This is a genomic window from Actinomadura sp. GC306 (assembly GCF_004348665.1).
GTDB lineage: Bacteria > Actinomycetota > Actinomycetes > Streptosporangiales > Streptosporangiaceae > Spirillospora.
This window is the reverse complement of record NZ_SMKM01000133.1, coordinates 1-16,997: the sequence shown is the minus strand read 5'-3', so window position 1 is coordinate 16,997 and position 16,997 is coordinate 1. Positions and strand designations below refer to the sequence as shown.

Annotated in this window: 12 protein-coding genes; 10 read left to right on the top strand and 2 right to left on the bottom strand. The window is 74.6% G+C overall.

What is annotated here, in order from left to right:
• Nucleotides 1–15: 15 nt before the first annotated feature.
• Complete coding sequence (locus E1200_RS19185; protein ID WP_131953422.1) at nucleotides 16–1,512, bottom strand: aldehyde dehydrogenase family protein; 1,497 nt, start codon at nucleotides 1,510–1,512, stop codon at nucleotides 16–18.
• A gap of 92 nt (nucleotides 1,513–1,604) precedes the next feature.
• On the opposite strand from E1200_RS19185, the gene E1200_RS19180 reads away from it, so the two are divergent.
• The 4 genes from E1200_RS19180 to E1200_RS19165 are packed head-to-tail and all read left to right on the top strand — an operon-like array spanning nucleotide 1,605 to nucleotide 8,263.
• Nucleotides 1,605–2,828, top strand: coding sequence for a cytochrome P450 (locus E1200_RS19180; RefSeq protein WP_131953421.1), 1,224 nt, complete (start codon nucleotides 1,605–1,607; stop codon nucleotides 2,826–2,828).
• Between the two features lie 43 nt (nucleotides 2,829–2,871).
• Nucleotides 2,872–4,122, top strand: coding sequence for an amidohydrolase family protein (locus E1200_RS19175; protein ID WP_131953420.1), 1,251 nt, complete (start codon nucleotides 2,872–2,874; stop codon nucleotides 4,120–4,122).
• Nucleotides 4,119–7,595 carry an indolepyruvate ferredoxin oxidoreductase family protein gene (locus tag E1200_RS19170; protein WP_131953419.1) on the top strand — a complete coding sequence of 1,159 codons (3,477 nt, stop codon included), beginning with the start codon at nucleotides 4,119–4,121 and terminating at the stop codon, nucleotides 7,593–7,595. The genes E1200_RS19175 and E1200_RS19170 overlap by 4 nt, the downstream gene beginning before the upstream one ends.
• A complete protein-coding gene (locus E1200_RS19165; RefSeq protein WP_131953418.1) occupies nucleotides 7,592–8,263 on the top strand; it encodes an EthD domain-containing protein in 672 nt (223 codons plus the stop codon). The genes E1200_RS19170 and E1200_RS19165 overlap by 4 nt, the downstream gene beginning before the upstream one ends.
• Nucleotides 8,264–8,276: 13 nt before the next feature.
• Here E1200_RS19165 and E1200_RS19160 read toward each other — a convergent pair whose 3' ends face one another.
• Nucleotides 8,277–10,049 carry an aldehyde dehydrogenase gene (locus E1200_RS19160; protein WP_347813228.1) on the bottom strand — a complete coding sequence of 591 codons (1,773 nt, stop codon included), beginning with the start codon at nucleotides 10,047–10,049 and terminating at the stop codon, nucleotides 8,277–8,279.
• A 146-nt stretch (nucleotides 10,050–10,195) separates the two neighbouring features.
• On the opposite strand from E1200_RS19160, the gene E1200_RS19155 reads away from it, so the two are divergent.
• The 6 genes from E1200_RS19155 to E1200_RS19130 all read left to right on the top strand — a co-directional run.
• On the top strand, nucleotides 10,196–11,830 hold the full coding sequence (locus E1200_RS19155; protein ID WP_131953417.1) for an amidohydrolase family protein: 1,635 nt from the start codon (nucleotides 10,196–10,198) through the stop codon (nucleotides 11,828–11,830).
• A gap of 137 nt (nucleotides 11,831–11,967) precedes the next feature.
• Entirely contained in the window at nucleotides 11,968–13,161 is a 1,194-nt protein-coding gene (locus tag E1200_RS19150) for a cytochrome P450 (protein WP_131953416.1), read from the top strand.
• 46 nt (nucleotides 13,162–13,207) lie between these two features.
• Nucleotides 13,208–14,038: an ABC transporter permease gene (locus E1200_RS19145; RefSeq protein WP_131953415.1), complete on the top strand. Its 831-nt coding sequence runs from the start codon at nucleotides 13,208–13,210 to the stop codon at nucleotides 14,036–14,038.
• A 12-nt stretch (nucleotides 14,039–14,050) separates the two neighbouring features.
• Nucleotides 14,051–14,902 carry an ABC transporter permease gene (locus E1200_RS19140; protein ID WP_131953414.1) on the top strand — a complete coding sequence of 284 codons (852 nt, stop codon included), beginning with the start codon at nucleotides 14,051–14,053 and terminating at the stop codon, nucleotides 14,900–14,902.
• Nucleotides 14,899–15,957, top strand: coding sequence for an MCE family protein (locus E1200_RS19135; RefSeq protein WP_131953413.1), 1,059 nt, complete (start codon nucleotides 14,899–14,901; stop codon nucleotides 15,955–15,957). Before E1200_RS19140 ends, E1200_RS19135 begins: the two co-directional genes overlap by 4 nt.
• The coding region (locus tag E1200_RS19130; RefSeq protein ID WP_131953412.1) for an MCE family protein at nucleotides 15,954–16,997 on the top strand (1,044 nt) is incomplete at its 3' end. The genes E1200_RS19135 and E1200_RS19130, both read left to right, overlap by 4 nt.

The window sequence follows — 16,997 nt, the reverse complement described above, 5'->3', positions numbered from 1 at the left end:
GGGTCGGGCGGGGCGTCAGCGGGTGTCGACCCACACCGCCTTGACGTTCAGGTACTCGTCGAGCGACCGCTCGCCCATCTCGCGGCCGTACCCGCTCATCCGGTAGCCGCCGAACGGGACCGCGGGGTCCATGAGCAGCATCGAGTTGACCCACACCGTCCCGGCCCGCAGCGCGCCCGCCAGCCGGTGGGCCTTGCCGACGTCCCGCGTCCAGACGCCGCCGGCCAGGCCGAAGGGGGTGTCGTTCGCGCGGGCGGCGACCTCCTCCGGGGAGTCGAACGGCAGCACGCACGCGACCGGGCCGAAGATCTCCTCCCGGACCACGCGCATGTCGTCCCGCACGTCCGTGAGGACGGTCGGCGCCACGAAGAAGCCCCTGGCGAGGTCTCCGTCCTCGACGCGCCCGCCCCCGGCGGCGGTGCGCGCCCCCTCCTGCGCGGCCAGGTCCAGGTACGCCGTGACGCGCGCCAGGTGCTCCGCCGACACCAGGGGCCCGATCCTCGTCTCCGGGTCGAGGCCGTCGCCGACCTTCAGCCCGTCCGCGAACGCGCACACGCCTTCGACGAACTCGTCGTAGACGGGACGTTCCACGTAGATGCGGGTGCCCGCGCAGCACACCTGGCCGGAGAACATGAACACCCCCATGGCCGCGCCGGGGATCGCGCGCGAGAGGTCGGCGTCGGCGAACACGATGTCGGGGGACTTCCCGCCGAGCTCCAGCGAGAGCCGCTTGAGGTTGCCGGCGGACGCGCGGACGATCTCCTGCCCGACCTCGGTGGACCCGGTGAAGGCGACCTTGTCGACGCCGTCGTGCGCCGCGAGCGCCGCCCCGGCGCCGCCGGAGCCGGTGACGATGTTCAGCACGCCGTCGGGCAGGCCGATCCCGGTCGCCAGCTCGCCGATGCGCAATGCGGCGAGGCCCGCCTCCTCGGCGGGCTTGAGCACCAGCGTGCAGCCGGTGGCGAGCGCCGGGGCGATCTTCCAGACGGCGTTGTTGACCGGCCGGTTCCACGGGACGATCGCGGCGACGACCCCCACCGGCTCCCTGAGGGTGTAGCTCAGCACCGGCCCCGGGACCGAGTTCGGGATGGTCTCGCCGTGGATCTTGGTGGCCCAGCCGGCGAAGTAGCGCAGCACCTCCGCCTCCCACGGGGGCGTCCGGCCCGAGCGCGGGCGGCCGACAGGGAGGCCCATGTCGAGCACCTCCAGCAGGTGGAGCTCGTCGTAGTGCTCCTCCACCGCGTCCGCCAGCGCCCAGAGCAGCGACTGGCGCTCCCGCGGCGTCATGCGGCCCCACGGCCCCTCCAGCGCCGCGCGGGCCGCGCGCACCGCCCGGTCGGCGTCCGCCGCGCCGCCCTCGGCGAGCTCGGCGATCACCTCCCCGGTCGACGGGTTGACGCTCGGGAAGGTCCGGCCGGACGCCGCCGCGGTCCACCGGCCGCCGATCAGCAGCCTCCCGGGCCGGCCGCCGAGGAACGCCGGCGCCGCCCCGGCGCGGGGGAGTGTCGCCATGCCCGCCACTGTAACGACGCCGGAACCTACATAAAAGAGCGTTCACTCACTACAGTAAAAAAGTAAGTACTCACCTTGCAGTGGGAGTAGCGATGGAGAAGAGCACCCCGGAGACCGGTGCCCTGCCCGACGACTGGTGCCTGCGCCACTTCGACCACCTCTCTCCCGACCTGGCCGCGACCATGCCGGCGACGATGGCCCGGATGCGCGAGCTGTGCCCCGTCGGACGCAGCGACCGGCACGGCGGGTTCTGGGTGGTCTCGACGTACGAGGAGGCCCTCCGGGTCGCCCAGGACTGGGAGGTCTACAGCTCCGCGCACGGCCTGGCGATCACCGGGCGCAAGGGCGTCGTCCGCAACCTCCCGGTCGAGGCCGACCCGCCCGAGCAGCGCGTCTTCAAGCGCCTGGTCAACCCGCACTTCACCCCGGACGCGGTCGCGCGCTGGGAGCAGGCCACCCGGGACCTGGTGAACCGGCTCGTCGACGCGTTCGTGGAAGCCGGCGAATGCGAGTTCATGGACGCCTTCGCCCGGCCGCTGCCCAGTCTGGCGTTCTTCGAGCTGGCGCTGAACGCCCCCGCCGGGGACCTGGAGAAGGTCGCCTACCTGGCCTCGAAGTCGTCGGTCCCCGACGACCCCGAGCAGCGCGAGTGCTGGCTCGGCCTCTACGCGTGGATCAAGGAGTTCACCGCCCGGCGGCGTGCGGAGCCGCCGCGCGGCGACGTGGTCGACGCCGTCCTGGCCGCCGAGATCGACGGCCGGCCCATCACCGAGGACGAGGTGATCGGCACCGTCCAGCTGCTGATCCTGGGCGGGCTGGAGACCACCGCGGGCGCGCTCGGGCTGATGGTCGAGCGGTTCTGCCGGCAGCCGGAGCTGCCCGCCCGGCTGCGCGAGCGGCCGGAGCTGATCCCCGGCGCCGTCCCGGAGCTGCTGCGGATCGACCCGCCGTTCGTGTCCGTCGGCCGGACCGCGGTGCGCGACGCCGAGCTCGCCGGCCGCGCGATCCGGAAGGGCGACAAGGTGCTGATCCACTGGGCGTCGGCGAACCGGGACGCCGGCGAGTTCACCGACCCCGACACCGTCGTCCTCGGCCGCGAGCGCAACCGGCACCTCAGCTTCGGCGCCGGGCCGCACCGCTGCGCGGGCTCCAACCTCGCCCGCCTCAACCTGCGCGTCGCGCTGGAGGAGCTGCTGCCGCGGCTGCAGGACCTCCGGTTCCGGGAGGGCGCGGAGATCGAGTACCACCGCGGGCTGACCCGCTCGCCGCTCACTCTCCCGATCACCTTCACGCCCGGCCCGCGCCTCGGCCGGTGAGCGGGCCGGCGGACCGGACAGCGGACTGGAGAGGAGGCCGTCCATGGCCCAGCGGACGCTTCTGACGAACGCGCGCGTGCTCACCTGCTCCGGCGACCCCGCCGAGCGGCCCTTCGACGGTGACGTCCTCATCGAGGGCGACCGGATCGCCCGCGTCGCCCCGGGGCGCATGGCGGCCGACCCCGCCTCGGTGCGGGTGGCCGACCTGCGCGGCGCGACCGTGCTGCCCGGCCTCGGCGACGCCCACACCCACATCAGCTGGCCGCTGGACTTCGTGTTCGACCACGCCGGCGTCGCGGCGGCGCCGCCCGGCGCGCACATGCTCGATGTCGCCGCCGTGGTCCGGACGTTCCTGGAGAGCGGCTACACCCTCATCATCGGCGCGGGCACCACCCAGCCGCTCGACGACCTGCTCGCCAGGGACGCGATCGACCGGGGCCTGATCCCCGGCCCGCGCATCGTGCCGGGCGGCCCGATGATCGCCGAGGCGGGCGGGCTCGGGTCCGAGGGGGAGCTGATGGAGGTCGCCGCGGACGCGCGGCAGCTCCGGGACATCGTCGCCCGCCAGTGCGACCTCGGCGTCCGGTCGCTGAAGCTGTTCATCTCCGGCGACGGCGTCGTGCCGGAGCACCCGTCCGAGGACGTCTACATGAACGACGAGATGCTCCTTGCCGCCGTCGAGGAGGCCGCGCGGCACGGCGCGTTCGTCACCGTCCACGCCCGCGGGGCGGCGAGCGTCGCCATGGCCGCCCGCACCGGGGTCCGCATCATCCACCACGCCTGCTTCCTGGACGACGAGGCGCTCGGCGCGCTGGAGGCCCGGCGCGACGACGTCTGGGTCTGCCCGGGGCTGCACTACCTCTACGCGATGGTCAGCGGCCACGCCGCGCCGTGGGGCATGACCGCCGAGCGGATCGAGGCGGCCGGCTACCACGAGGAGTTCCGCTCCCAGGTGGACGGGCTCCACAAGCTGCGGGCGGCCGGGGTCCGGCTGCTGTCGGGCGGCGACTTCGGCCACCAGTGGACGCGGCACGGCACCTACGCGGCCGAGCTGCAGCGGTACGTCGAGCTGGCGGGCATGTCGCCCATCGAGGCGGTCCACACGGCCACCCGCAACATGGGGCACGCCGCGGGGCTGGAGACCGGGGAGGTGCGGGAGGGCTTCCTCGCCGACCTCCTCGTCGTGGACGGCGACCCGTCCGCGGACGTGACCGTCCTGCAGCGGCCCGACCTGCGCCGGGCCGTGATCAAGGACGGGGCGTTCGCCTACGTCAACCCCGGGGCCTACCCGTGACCGGTGCTCCCGGTCCCGGGCCGGGGGAGCTCCTCTCCGGGGTCGAGACGCTCGCGCGGCTGCTGCTCCTGCGGCAGCGGCTGGACGAGCGCGACGGCCTGGCCACCGCGACCATGGTCTCCGGCTACCCCGGCTCGCCCCTCGGCGCCTTCGACCTCGCCCTGGACGGGCTGGGCGCCGGCGTCCTCGCCGCGCACCGGATCGTCCACCGCCCCGGGCTCAACGAGGAGCTCGCCGCCGTGACCGTCTGGGGCAGCCAGATGGGAGCGGCCGTCGAGTACGACGGCGTCGACGGCGTGGCCGGCGCCTGGTACGGCAAGGCGCCGGGCCTCGACCGCAGCGGCGACGCGCTCCGGCACGCCAACGCCATGGGCGCCGGCCCGAACGGCGGCGCGGTCGTGTTCTGCGGCGACGACCCCGCGTCCAAGTCGTCCACACTGGCCTCCGACAGCCAGTACGCCTTCGAGGACGCCTGCGTCCCCGTGCTGTTCCCCGGCGACCAGCAGGACGCGCTCGACCTCGGCGTGCACGCCTTCCGGCTCTCCCGGTACTGCGGGGCCTGGGCCGGACTGAAGATCGTCACCGCGGTGGCCGACGGCGTCGGCGCCGTCGACCTCGATCCCGCCCGGCACGCCCCGGCGGAGCCGGACGGCGTCGTGATCGACGGCCGGCCGTGGCGGCACCGGCCGCTCGCGACGATCGGGCCGCACGCCGTGCCCGGCCAGGAGGCGCTGGTGGTCGAGCACCGGCTCCGCGCCGCCCGCGCCTACGCCCGCCGCAACGCGCTCGACCGCGTGGCGGGCGCCGGCCCGGGGGCGCGGCTGGGCGTGGTGTGCGCGGGCAAGACGTACTTCGACGTCGTCCAGGCCCTCGCCGACCTCGGTGTCCGCCTCGCCGAACCGGGCGGAGCGGGCGTGCGGGTGCTGAAGCTCGGCATGACCTTCCCGCTGGTGGAGGAGACGGTCCTGGAGTTCGCCGGTTCGGTGGACGAGCTGGTCGTCATCGAGGAGAAGCGGCCCTTCATCGAGCGGCAGTTGCGCGGCGTCCTGCACGAGGCGGGGAGCCGGGTGCCCGTGGCGGGCAAGCGCGACCGCGCCGGGCGGACCCTCGCGCCGTCGGACGGCGAGCTCGACCCCGATGCCGTGGCCGCGATCCTCTCCCGGGTCATGCCCTCGCTCACCCCGCGCAAGGACCGCGCCGCGCCGCGGACCCGGCTGCCGCTGCTCGGGCTTCCGGCACGGGCGCCCGGCTACTGCAGCGGGTGCCCGCACAACCGCTCCACGCTCGTCCCGGACGGTGCGCTGGCCGGCGGCGGCGTCGGCTGCCACGGGATCATGTACTTCGAGGCGCGCAACGCCGGCCTGCGGAGCCTCCCGCCGACCCCGATGGGCGCCGAGGGCGTCCCGTGGCTCGGCCTGGCGCCGTTCGTCGCGGAGCCGCACCTCGTCCAGAACCTCGGCGACGGCACGCTCAGCCACTCCGGGACGCTCGCGATCCGGGCGAGCGTGGCCGCCGGCGCCGACATCACCTTCAAGATCCTCTACAACGCGGCCGTGGCGATGACCGGCGGCCAGGACGTCACCGGGCTGCCGGACGTCCCCGCGCTGACCCGCGCGCTGGAGGCCGAGGGCGTCCGCCGGATCGCCGTCTGCGCCGAGGACCCGCGCCGGTACGGCCGCCGGGCCCGCTGGGCGCGGGGCGTCGAGGTGCACGGCCGCGACCGGCTGCCGGACGTCCAGGAGGAGCTGCGGCGCGTCCCCGGCGTCACGGTGATCGTCTACGACCAGCGGTGCGCGGCCGAGGCCCGGCGGCTGCGCCGGCGCGGCCTGCTGGCCGAGCCGCCGCGCCGGGTCGTCATCAACGAGGCCGTCTGCGAGGGCTGCGGCGACTGCGGCGCCAAGAGCAACTGCCTGTCGGTACTGCCGCACGCCACCGAGTTCGGCGAGAAGCGGCGCATCCACGACCCGTCCTGCAACCGCGACTACACCTGCCTCGACGGCGACTGCCCCTCGTTCGTCACCCTCGCCCCGAAGCGCCGGGGCCGGCGCCGGAGGCGGGCGCGGGCCCGGGAGCGGCCGCCCCTGCCGCCGGGCTCGCCGCCCGACCCCGCGCCGGCGCCGGTCGGCGAGCGGTACGGGATCTACCTCACCGGGATCGGCGGCACGGGCGTCGTCACCGCCGCCCGCATCATCGCGTCCGCCGCCGAGGCCGCCGGGCTGGCGGTCGGGGGCATCGACCAGACCGGCCTGTCGCAGAAGGCGGGCGCCGTGACGTCCCACCTTCAGCTCGCGCGGACGCGGGACGGCCTCGGCGCGGCGGGCGTCCACGCCGGCGGCGCCGACCTCTACCTGTCCGGCGACATCCTGCAGGCCGCCGCCGCGCACCACCTCGCCAAGGTCCGGCCCGGCCGCACCGTCGCCGTCGTGGACCGGGCCGTCACGCCCACCGCCGCCATGCTGCAGAGCGGCCTCGCCGCACCCGGGCTCCCGGACCTCGAACGGGCCGTCACCGAGGCCGCCGGCGCGGAGCGGACCGCCTTCCTGGACGCCAAGCGCATCGCGGAGGCCGTCTTCGCCGACCACCTGCCCGCCAACGTGGTCCTGCTCGGCGCGGCGTTCCAGCTCGGCGGCCTGCCCCTCGCCGCGGCCGACCTCGACAAGGCGATGGGCCGGCGGGGCGAAGCGGCCGCCGCCGACCGCGCGGCGTTCGCGTGGGGCCGGTGGGCGGTGCACGACCCCGCGGCGGTCGAGGCGGCCGTCCGCGCCGCCGAACGCGCCGGCCGCGCGGCCCAGGGGGACCCCTACGAGCCGTCCCCGGCGGCCCTCGCGACGGCGGCCGGGCTGGTCGGGCGCCGCGACCTGCCGGGGGAGCTGCACGACCTGCTCACCCGGCGGGCGGCGCAGGTGATCGAGTACCAGGACGCCCGGCGGGCCGGGCGGTTCCTCGGGCTGGCCGAGCGGGCGGCGGCGGCCGACGACGCGGAGCATTGCTGGGAGTTCACCCGCGCGGTCGCCGAGTCGTGGTTCAAGCTCCTCACCTACAAGGACGAGTACGAGGTCGCCCGCCTGCACCGCGCGGCGGACTACGGCCGCATCGCCCGCGACCTCGGCATCGCGGGCCCGGTCTCGGTGACCTACCACCTGCATCCGCCGGTCCTGCGGTGGCTGGGCCTGAAGCGGAAACTGCCGCTGACCTGGCCGTACGGGCTCGCCTTCGCGGTGCTCGCCCGGATGCGGCGGCTGCGCGGGACGCCGCTCGACGTCTTCGGGCTGCACCCCGACCGGCGCACCGAGCGGGCCGTCGCCCGGGAGTACGAGCGGCTGGTCCAGCGGGTCGCCGCGGCGCCGTCCGGCGTCCCCTACGCGGCGCGGGTGCGCGCCGCCGCCTCCGCGATGTCGATCAAGGGCTACGGCCCGGTCAAGGAGGACGCGGTGGCCGCCTGGCGCAGGGCCGTCGAGGAGGCCGGGACATGATCAAGCGCATCACGTTCGTCACCCGGAGCGGGGACGTGCCCGCCGGGCGGTTCCCGGCGGCGTGGCGGGACGCGGCCGCCGGCGCCCTGGACGCGCCGGACGGCGTCCGTCCGGTGCGGGCGGCGGTGTGCACGACGCTGCCCGGTCTCACCGGCCCCGGCCCCGGGCACGACGGGATCGGCATCGAGTGGTTCGCCGACGTCCGCCACCTGGAGCGGTTCGAGACCTGGCTCGGCACCCCGGGCGGGCCCGCCGATCCCGCCGCGAGCGCGGTCGTGGCCGCCGAGGAGTCCGTCATGCGCGGTGCCGGCTGGCTCGACCGGCGGTGGCGGGCGGGCGGTGAGCGGCTCAAGCACATGGCGGTCGCGGTGCGCGCCGAAGGGCTGGCCCCCGCCGAGTTCTCCGAGCGGTGGCGCGGCCACGCCGGCCGGACCCGGGCCGCCATCCCCGACCGGGTCCGGGGTCTCGCCTACGTGCAGAACCACCCGCTCCCGCGCGCCGCCGGCGACTGGGCCTACGACGCGGTGAACGAGGTCTACTTCGACGACGAGGCGGGCCTGCGCGCGAGGATCGCGTGGTTCCGCGAGAACCTCCCCGGCCCGGTCCGGGACGACCTGTTCCGCGCGTCGTGGTTCCTCGCCGTCCGGGAGGAGGTCCTGGCCGGGTAGCGGAGCCGCCGCGTCAGCGTGCGGAGACCAGCTCGCGCGCCACCCGGACCTCCACGCCCGCCAGGATCATCGGCAGCGCCGCGGAACTCGGCAGCGCGGCCCCGGGGGCGCCGTCGCGCAGCTCGTGGGCCTGCACGCCGTAGCGTCCGAGGACCAGCGCGAGCGGGCCGCCGGGCTCGGCCGCGCACTCCGGCGGCTCGGGGAAGCACCAGTTGAACGGGCCCTCGGGCGTTGTGAAGCACACCTCGATGTAGTCCGGACGCGCCGGGCACGGATGGACGCGTTCGAGCGTCGCCGGCACGAACGCCCCGTCCGGCGGCGGATCGGCCCGGAGCGGGAGCGGGAGGCCGATGCTGCGCGGTTCGAGGTAGCCGCGCAGCCCCTCGGGACCGAGTTCGCGGCCCAGCCCGGACTCCTTGAAGCCGCCGAACGGCACCAGCGGGAACGGCGGGTAGCTGCCGTTGATCGCGATGCTTCCCGTCCGGACGCGCCGGGCGACCCGCAGGCCCCGCGCCGGGTCGCCGGTCCACACGCCGCCCGACAGCCCGTACGGGGAGTCGTTGGCGATGCGGACGGCGTCGTCCTCGCCGTCATAGGGGATCAGGCAGAGGACGGGGCCGAAGATCTCCTCGCGGGCGATCCGCATCGAGTTGTCCACGTCCGCGAGGACGGTCGGCTCGACGTACCAGCCCCTCGGCAGGTTGGGCGGGCGGCGCCCGCCCGCGGCGACCCGCGCGCCCGCGGCGGCGGCATCGGCGATGTAGCCGAGGACCCGGTCGCGCTGGCGTTCGGCGACGAGCGGCCCGACGACCGTGGCGGGATCGTGCGGATCGCCCACCGGCACGGCCGCCGCGGCCGCGGCGGCGGCCTCGACCGCCGCCGCGTAGCGCGGCCGGGGGACCAGCACGCGGGTGTGGGCGCCGCAGACCTGTCCGGACAGGTGCATGGCGCCCGCCACGAGCCGCGGCATGACGCCGGGGACGTCGGCGTCGTCGAGCACGATCGCCGCCGACTTGCCGCCGAGTTCGAGGGAGACCCGCTTCACCGCCGCGCCGCACAGGCTCATGATCCGCTTGCCGGCGGCGGTGGACCCGGTGAACGCGACCTTGTCGGTGCCGGCGTGCGTCACCAGGTGCTCGCCGGCCTCGCGGCCCCCGGGGACGACGTTGACCGCGCCCGGCGGCACCCCCGCCTCGGCGAGGGCCTCCGCCAGGACGAAGTTGCTCAGCGGGGCCTCCGGCGGGGGCTTGAGCACCACGGTGCACCCGGCGGCGAGCGCCGGGGCGACCTTCCAGGCGGCGAGGGTGACCGGGGCGTTCCACGGGACGATCGCCGCCACGACCCCCACGGGCTCGCTGGTGACCAGGCCGGCCCGGTCGCCGTCGGCGACCTCGCGCTCGAACTCGAAGCCGGTGATCAGCCGGGCGTAGTAGTCGAACAGCGCGGCGACCATCCCGGTCTGCGCCCGCGGCGCCTGGCTGATCGCGCAGCCCGTCTCCTCGACCGTGATCCCGGCGATGTCGCCTTCGCGTTTGCGCAGGTGGGCGGCGGCGCGCGTGAGCACCTCGGCCCGCTCGGCCGGCGCCATGCGCGGCCACGGGCCGTCGTCGAACGCCGCGCGGGCCGCACCGACCGCGCGGTCGATGTCGGCCGCCGCGGCGGCCGGGGCCGCGCCGACGGCCTCCTCGGTCGCGGGGGAGACGACGGCGAACCGGCCGCCGCCGGCCGGGGCCGTCCACGCGCCGCCGATGAAGAACTCGCGCCGGTGCATCAGCCGACCGTCCACGCTTCCTCCCGCCGTGCGGCCCGGGGAGGCCACACGATAGCAAAGTAAGTGAACGCCCGCTACGCTAACGCAAGTATGTGAAGGCTCACTCTCACACGCTCGGCGGCGGCCGCGGCGCCGCCGCGAGCCGACCGATCGGAGTGCCGATGGACCTGCTCCTGCGCCGGGCCTCGCTGATCGACGGCACCGGCGGCCCGGCCCGGCCCGCCGACGTCGCGGTGGAGGACGGCCGCGTCTCCGCCGTCCGCCCGCCCGGCGAGCTGGCGCCCGGCGAGGCCACCGAGGTCGTCGACCTGGACGGGCTGGTCCTGGCCCCCGGCTTCATCGACGTCCACACCCACTACGACGCCCAGATCCTCTGGGACGGCGACCTCACTCCCTCCAGCTGGCACGGCGTGACGAGCGTGGTCATGGGCAACTGCGGGTTCGGCGTCGCGCCGACGCCCCCGGCCCACCGTGAGACCGTCGTGCGCACGCTGGAGAACGTCGAGGGCATGTCGATGGAGGCCCTGGAGGCCGGCATCGACTGGTGCTTCGAGACCTTCCCCGAGTACCTGGCCGCCATCGGCAGGCGGCGCAAGCGGCTCAACGCCGGGGCCCTCATCGGACACTCGCCGCTGCGCCTGTCGGTGGTCGGCGCCGAGGAGCGCCCGGCCACCGACGAGGAGATCGCGACGATGCGCCGCGTCGTGGGCGAGGCCGTCGCGGCCGGCGCCATGGGCTTCTCCACCTCGCGGCAGCCCGCCCACCAGGGCGCCTACGGGCGGCCGGTGCCGAGCCGCTTCGCCGAGACCGGCGAGGTCTACGAGATCGCCTCGGTGCTGGGCGAGCTGGGCCGGGGCATCGTGCAGGTGTCGATCGGGCCCGGCATGTTCATCGGCCAGTTCTCCGAGCTGGCGCAGCGCCACGGCGTCGCGGTCACCTGGACGGCGCTGGTCGCGCGGGCCGACAAGCCCGGTGCCGCGCTGCGCACCGTCGAGCGCGCCGCGGCGCTGCCCGGCGAGGTCTACCCGCAGATCGCCTGCCGCCCGATCGTCATGCAGATCGGCATGGCCGACCCCGGGCCGCTCGCCGAGATCGACGCCTGGAAGGACGTGCTCGCCCGGCCCCGTGCCGAGCGCGCGGACCTGTACCGCGACCGCGCATGGCGGGACCGCGCGCGCGAGGCGACCCTGGCGGCGTGGAGCCACCGCTGGCCGAAGACCAGCGTGGAGGAGACCGGGGTCCACGGGGACGCGGTCGGGATCCCGCTCGACCGGCTGGCGCGCGAGCGGGGCACCACGCCGTTCGACCTCATGCTCGACCTGGCGCTGAGCGACGGGATGGGCACCCGGTTCCGGGTCGTGCTGGACAACGACGGCGACGACGAGGTCGGCGAACTGCTGGCCGGCGACCGCACGCTGCTCGGCCTCTCCGACGCCGGCGCCCACGCCAGCCAGCTCTGCGACGCCTGCTTCTCCACGCACCTGCTCGGGCACTGGGTGCGCGAACGCGGGGCGCTCACGCTGGAGCACGCCGTCTGGCGGCTGACCGGCCACCCGCACCGGGCGTTCCGGATCGCCGGGCGCGGCCTCGTGCGGGAGGGCTTCCACGCCGACCTGGTCGCCTTCGACCCGGAGACGGTCGGCACCACGCCGATCGAGCGGGTGCACGACCAGCCCGGCGGCGCCGACCGGCTGGTCGTGCGCAGCACGGGCGTCGAGCACACGTGGGTGAACGGGGTGGCGATCCGGTCCGGCGGCGAGGACATCGCCGGCGCCGCCCCCGGCGCGCTCATCTAGGCGGCGACCCGCACTTGCAACAAACGGTGTTCTTCGTCTCTAATATGAGAACGCTACTCTCAGAATCGGATACATCGATGCCCGAACGGGAGCATGGCTTTACGGAGCCGTGCCGACGCGGGAGCGGGAGGACGCTCGTGACCACCGACACCGCGGTCTACTGGGACCCCTACGACCCCGCGCTCGTCGCCGACCCCTATCCGACCTACCACCGCCTCCTGGAGGAGGCGCCGCTCTACTACAACGACCGGCACGACTTCTACGCGGTGACCCGCTTCGCCGACCTGGAGCGGGGCCTGCCGGACTGGCGGACGTTCTCCTCCGCCCGCGGCAACATCCTGGAGATCATCAAGTCGGGCATGGAGATCCCGCCGGGGACCCTGATCATGGAGGACCCGCGCATCCACGACATCCACCGCCGCCTGCTGGCCCGGGTCTTCACGCCCCGCCGGATCGCGGCGCTGGAGCCGCAGGTCCGGCGGTTCTGCGCGGGCGTGCTGGACCCGCTCACCGGCAAGGACGGCTTCGACCTCGTCGCGGCCGTCGGCGCGGAGATGCCGATGCGCGTCATCGGCATGCTGCTCGGCATCCCCGAGTCCGACCAGGCGTCCATCCGCGACACGGTCGACGACTTCCTCCGCACCGAGGAGGGCGAGCAGATGGACCTCAGCGAGGGCGCGGTCCTCAGCAACGAGCTGCTCGCCGACTACGTCGACTGGCGCGCGAAGAACCCGTCCGACGACCTGATGACCGAGCTGCTGAACGCGGAGTTCGAGGACGAGGACGGCGTGACGCGCAAGCTCACCAGGGACGAGGTGGTCCTGTACGTCACCGTCGTCGCGGGCGCCGGGAACGAGACGACCGGACGGCTCATCGGGTGGACCGGCTCCGTGCTGGCCCAGCACCCCGACCAGCGCCAGGAGCTCGTGGACGACCCGTCGCTCATCCCGAACGCGGTCGAGGAGCTGCTGCGCTACGAGCCGACCGGCCATGCCATCGCCCGGTACGTCAACCGGGACGTGGAGTTCCACGGCCGGACGGTGCCCGCGGGCAGCGCCATGATCTTCATCGTCGCCGCGGCGAACCGCGACCGGCGGTGCTACGCCGACCCCGACCGGTTCGACATCCACCGCCCGATCCGGCACCAGATGACCTTCGGCCACGGGGTGCACTTCTGCCTGGGCGCCGCACTGGCCCGGCTGGAGGGGCGGGTCGCGCTGGAGGAGCTGCTCAAGCGCTTCCCGCGGTGGGAGGTCGACTGGGCCGGCGCCAGGCTGGCGTCGACCTCGACCGTCCGCGGCTGGGAGACCCTGCCGATCACCATCGGCTGACCGGGGCCGCCGTGCCCACAGTGAACGTCCATGGCCGGGAGAGCGGATGGCCGGATCGAGCGAGGCGACGCGGGCCGGCGGAGTCGTGGCCGCCGGCCGCGACCTCGTCCTGCGCCGGGCGGACGCCGCGGTCCACCAGACCGGCGTCCTGTTCATCACCGCGATCGAGGGCTTCCGCAAGACCTGGGACGTGCGGCAGTGGTGGGCCGAGTACGTGGAGCAGTGCTACTTCATCGCCCGGGTGACCGCGCTGCCCGTGATGCTCATCGCGCTGCCCCTCGGCGGCACGATCTCGCTGCAGGTCGGGCAGATCGTCCGGCAGATCGGCGCCCAGTCGGGCACCGGGGCGGCGGTCGTCCAGGCGCTGGTGACCCAGGTGGCGCCGATGGCCGCCGCGCTGCTCATCTCGGGGGCGGGCGGCTCGGCGATGACCTCCGACATGGGGGCGCGCCGGATCCGCGACGAGCTGGACGCCATGGAGGTCATGGCGATCAACCCGATCCACCGGCTGGTCACCCCGCGGCTGTGGGCGGCCAGCACGGTCGGCGCGATGCTGTGCTCGGTGGTGATCCTCGCGGGCGTCGCCGGCGGGTACTACTTCAACGTCGTGCAGCAGGGCGTCACCCCGGGCTCGTACTTCGACAGCGCGACCTCGCTGCTGCGGCTCTCCGACCTGACGACCACGCTGTTCAAGGCGTGGATCTTCGGCTTCATCGCCGCCGCGGTCGCCTGCTGGAAGGGGATGAACTGCGCCTACGGGCCGAGCGGGGTCGGCCGGGCGGTCAACCAGGCGGTCGTCATCGCGGCGCTGCTCGTCTTCGCCGCCAACTACGTGATCTCCACGCTCGCCTACGTCCTGTTCCCGCCCCGGACCTGAGGGTGTGACCGCATGCTGCCCATCTCGCCCCGCACCCGGCGGCTCGCCGCCGCGATCCAGGTGCGGCCCACCGCGCAGGGCGTCGGCGACTTCCTCGTCTTCGTGGGCCGGCTGCTGCACATCACGGCGGTGGACATCCTGCGCGGGCGGCACCTCAAGACGGTGTTCCGCCAGGTCTCGGACATCGTGGCCGGCGTCGGCGCGATCATCATGGGCCTCGGCATGATGTTCGTCGTCTTCTTCATGTCGTTCTTCACCGGCACGACGGTCGGGCTGCAGGCGGTGCCGGGGCTGGAGCGGGTCGGCGCGGAGTCGCTGGTGGGCCTGGTCGCCAGCTACGCCAACGTCCGCGAGGTCACGCCGATCATCGCGGGGATCGCGCTGATCTTCCAGCTCGGCGCGGCCTGCACCGCCGAGCTCGGCGCGATGCGGATCTCCGACGAGATCGACGCGCTGGAGGCGATGGCGGTCAACTCGCTGTCGTTCCTGGTGGCGACCCGGGTCGTGGCGGCGCTGATCGCGCTGATCCCGCTGTACCTGATCGCGCTGTTCGCGGCGTTCTTCGCCACCAAGCTGATCTCGGTCGGCTTCTTCGGGGTCTCCCCGGGGATCTACGACTACTACTTCCACCTGTACTTACCGCCGATCGACGTGTTCTACAGCGTCGTCAAGGTGGCGGTGTTCGCCTTCATCATCATGGTCATCCACTGCTACCGGGGCTACACCGCGGCCGGCGGCCCGGTCGGCGTGGGCATCGCCACCGGGCGCGCCATCCGCGAGTCGATGGTGGCGATCGTGATGGTGAACCTGCTGCTCTCCTACATCTTCTGGGGCCAGGGCGGGACGGTGAGCCTGACCGGATGAACAACGACGACCTGACCGCGCGGTCGCGGCGCCTGTACGCCCTCCTCGGCGCCGGCGCCATCGCGGCCGCGGCCCTGGCCGGCTGCCTCGGCGTCCGCCAGAGCCACCCCGACGCGACCTACTACCAGGCCGTGTTCCCGCGGGTGGGCCCCGGGCTGGACGACCAGTCGGACGTGAAGATCCGCGGCATCGACGTCGGGAACGTCGAGGAGATCACGCTGGACCCGGACGGCGCCGCCCGGGTCCGGATCCGGCTCGACGACGGCGTCCGGATGCCCGCGAGCGGCGCGCTGGCGATCCAGCCGCTGTCGGTCTTCGGGCCGAAGTTCATCGACCTGGAGCCCGGCGCGGGCGAGGAGTCCGGCCCGTACCTGCCGCCGGGCGCGACGGTCACCCGGACGCGGGTGCCGCCGGAGCTCAGCGACATGGCCGCCCCCGCCCACGAACTGCTCGACGCGATCGACCCGGAGGACGTCACGACCCTGCTGCGGACGTTCGCGCAGGGACTCGACGGCCGCGGCCCCCAGCTCGCGCGGACCATCGACGACGGCGCCACACTGCTGACGGCGTCGACCAGGCGCATCCGGGACCTGCGGACGCTGATCGGCGACACCGCGGCGCTCGGCGCCACGCTCGACGAGAGCGGCGCCGACATCGTCCGGCTCGCCGGGGCGCTCAACGTCATCGACCCGATCCTGGTGAGCGACCCGGCGGCGTTCGAGGCGACGCTGACGCGCACGAGCCGGCTGTCCGCCGAGATCACCGCGCTGCTGCGCGCCAACCCGGGGGCGCCGGGCGCGATCATCTCCAGCGTCGTCCCGGCCGTGGACGTCGGCTACCGCCACCGCGCGACGACCCCGGAGTTCATCACCGCCTCGGGCGCCTTCTTCGACCAGGTCGCCGGGTTGCTGAAGGTGAAGGGCCCGCACGGGACCGTGCTCACCACCGAGTCGGTGCAGCTCTACGTCGACGACCTGCTCTGCACCTCCGTGCTCGGGCTGTGCGGGCCCGCGCCGGAGCCGCTGCCGGGCCGCCCGGACGGAGCGGGCCCGTGACGCGGCCGCGCGGGCCCGCGCGCCGCGGGCGCGGCGGCCGGATCCGCCGCCCGAGCCGCCGGGCGGCGATCAGGTTCGCGCTGTTCGCGGCGCTCACGGCCGCGCTCACCGCCTACCTGGCCGTCCGGATCGCCGGCGCGGACTTCCACTCGTCCTACCGCCTGGTCGCCGCCTTCGACGACGTCTCCGGGCTGAAGGAGGGCGACCTGGTCAAGGTGCGCGGCGCCGACGTCGGCCGGGTGCGGAGCATCGAGGTCGCGCGCGGCCGGGCCCGGGTCACGATGACGGTGCGCGAGGACGTCCGGCTGCCGGTCGACTCGGTCGCGGAGGTCCGCTGGCGCGACCTGGTCGGCGCGCGGGAGCTCTACCTGAACCCGGGCGCGAGCGGCCGGATGCTGGCGCCCGGCGCGACGGTGAAGCACACCAAGGGGACGGTGGACCTCGGCGCGGTGATCAACAGCCTCGGGCCGCTCACCGGGAGCCTGGATCCCGACCAGCTCAACAAGGTCCTGCACTCCTTCTCGGTCGCGCTCGACGGGAACCAGGGCGACATCAACCGGATCATCCGGAATCTCGGGCTGCTGCTGGACACCTTCGGCTCGCGCGGCGCCACCATCGACCAGATGCTCAAGGACTACCGGACCGTGACCAACGCCGTCGCCACCCGGGACCGGCAGATCGCGGAGGTGGTCGACAACCTGCGCTCGCTCACCCGCGCGTTCGCCTCCAGCGGCACCACCCTCGACACTGCGCTGGTGCGGATGGACCGCTTCACCGGTCACCTCGACCGGGCCGTCGGCGGCAGCGCGGCCGAGCTCGGGAGGATCGTCACCTCCACCCGGGACCTGCTGGAGATCGCCCGCACGAACATGAAGGTGCTGAACGGCATCGTCAACGGGCTCCCGGCCTCGCTGCAGGCGCTGCTGTCGGTGATGGACGGCGGCCACTTCGTCCGCTCCGCGATGGTGTGCCTGAGCATCGAGAAGCTCCAGGACCCGTGCCCGTTCACCCCCGTCCTGCCGTTCCCACCCGCGCAGGTC

Coding starts and splice junctions, on each gene's coding strand:
- E1200_RS19185 (WP_131953422.1), bottom strand. CDS start 1,512: ATGGCGACACTCCCCCGCGCCGGGGCGGCGCCGGCGTTCCTCGGCGGC.
- E1200_RS19180 (WP_131953421.1), top strand. CDS start 1,605: ATGGAGAAGAGCACCCCGGAGACCGGTGCCCTGCCCGACGACTGGTGC.
- E1200_RS19175 (WP_131953420.1), top strand. CDS start 2,872: ATGGCCCAGCGGACGCTTCTGACGAACGCGCGCGTGCTCACCTGCTCC.
- E1200_RS19165 (WP_131953418.1), top strand. CDS start 7,592: ATGATCAAGCGCATCACGTTCGTCACCCGGAGCGGGGACGTGCCCGCC.
- E1200_RS19155 (WP_131953417.1), top strand. CDS start 10,196: ATGGACCTGCTCCTGCGCCGGGCCTCGCTGATCGACGGCACCGGCGGC.
- E1200_RS19145 (WP_131953415.1), top strand. CDS start 13,208: ATGGCCGGATCGAGCGAGGCGACGCGGGCCGGCGGAGTCGTGGCCGCC.
- E1200_RS19140 (WP_131953414.1), top strand. CDS start 14,051: ATGCTGCCCATCTCGCCCCGCACCCGGCGGCTCGCCGCCGCGATCCAG.
- E1200_RS19135 (WP_131953413.1), top strand. CDS start 14,899: ATGAACAACGACGACCTGACCGCGCGGTCGCGGCGCCTGTACGCCCTC.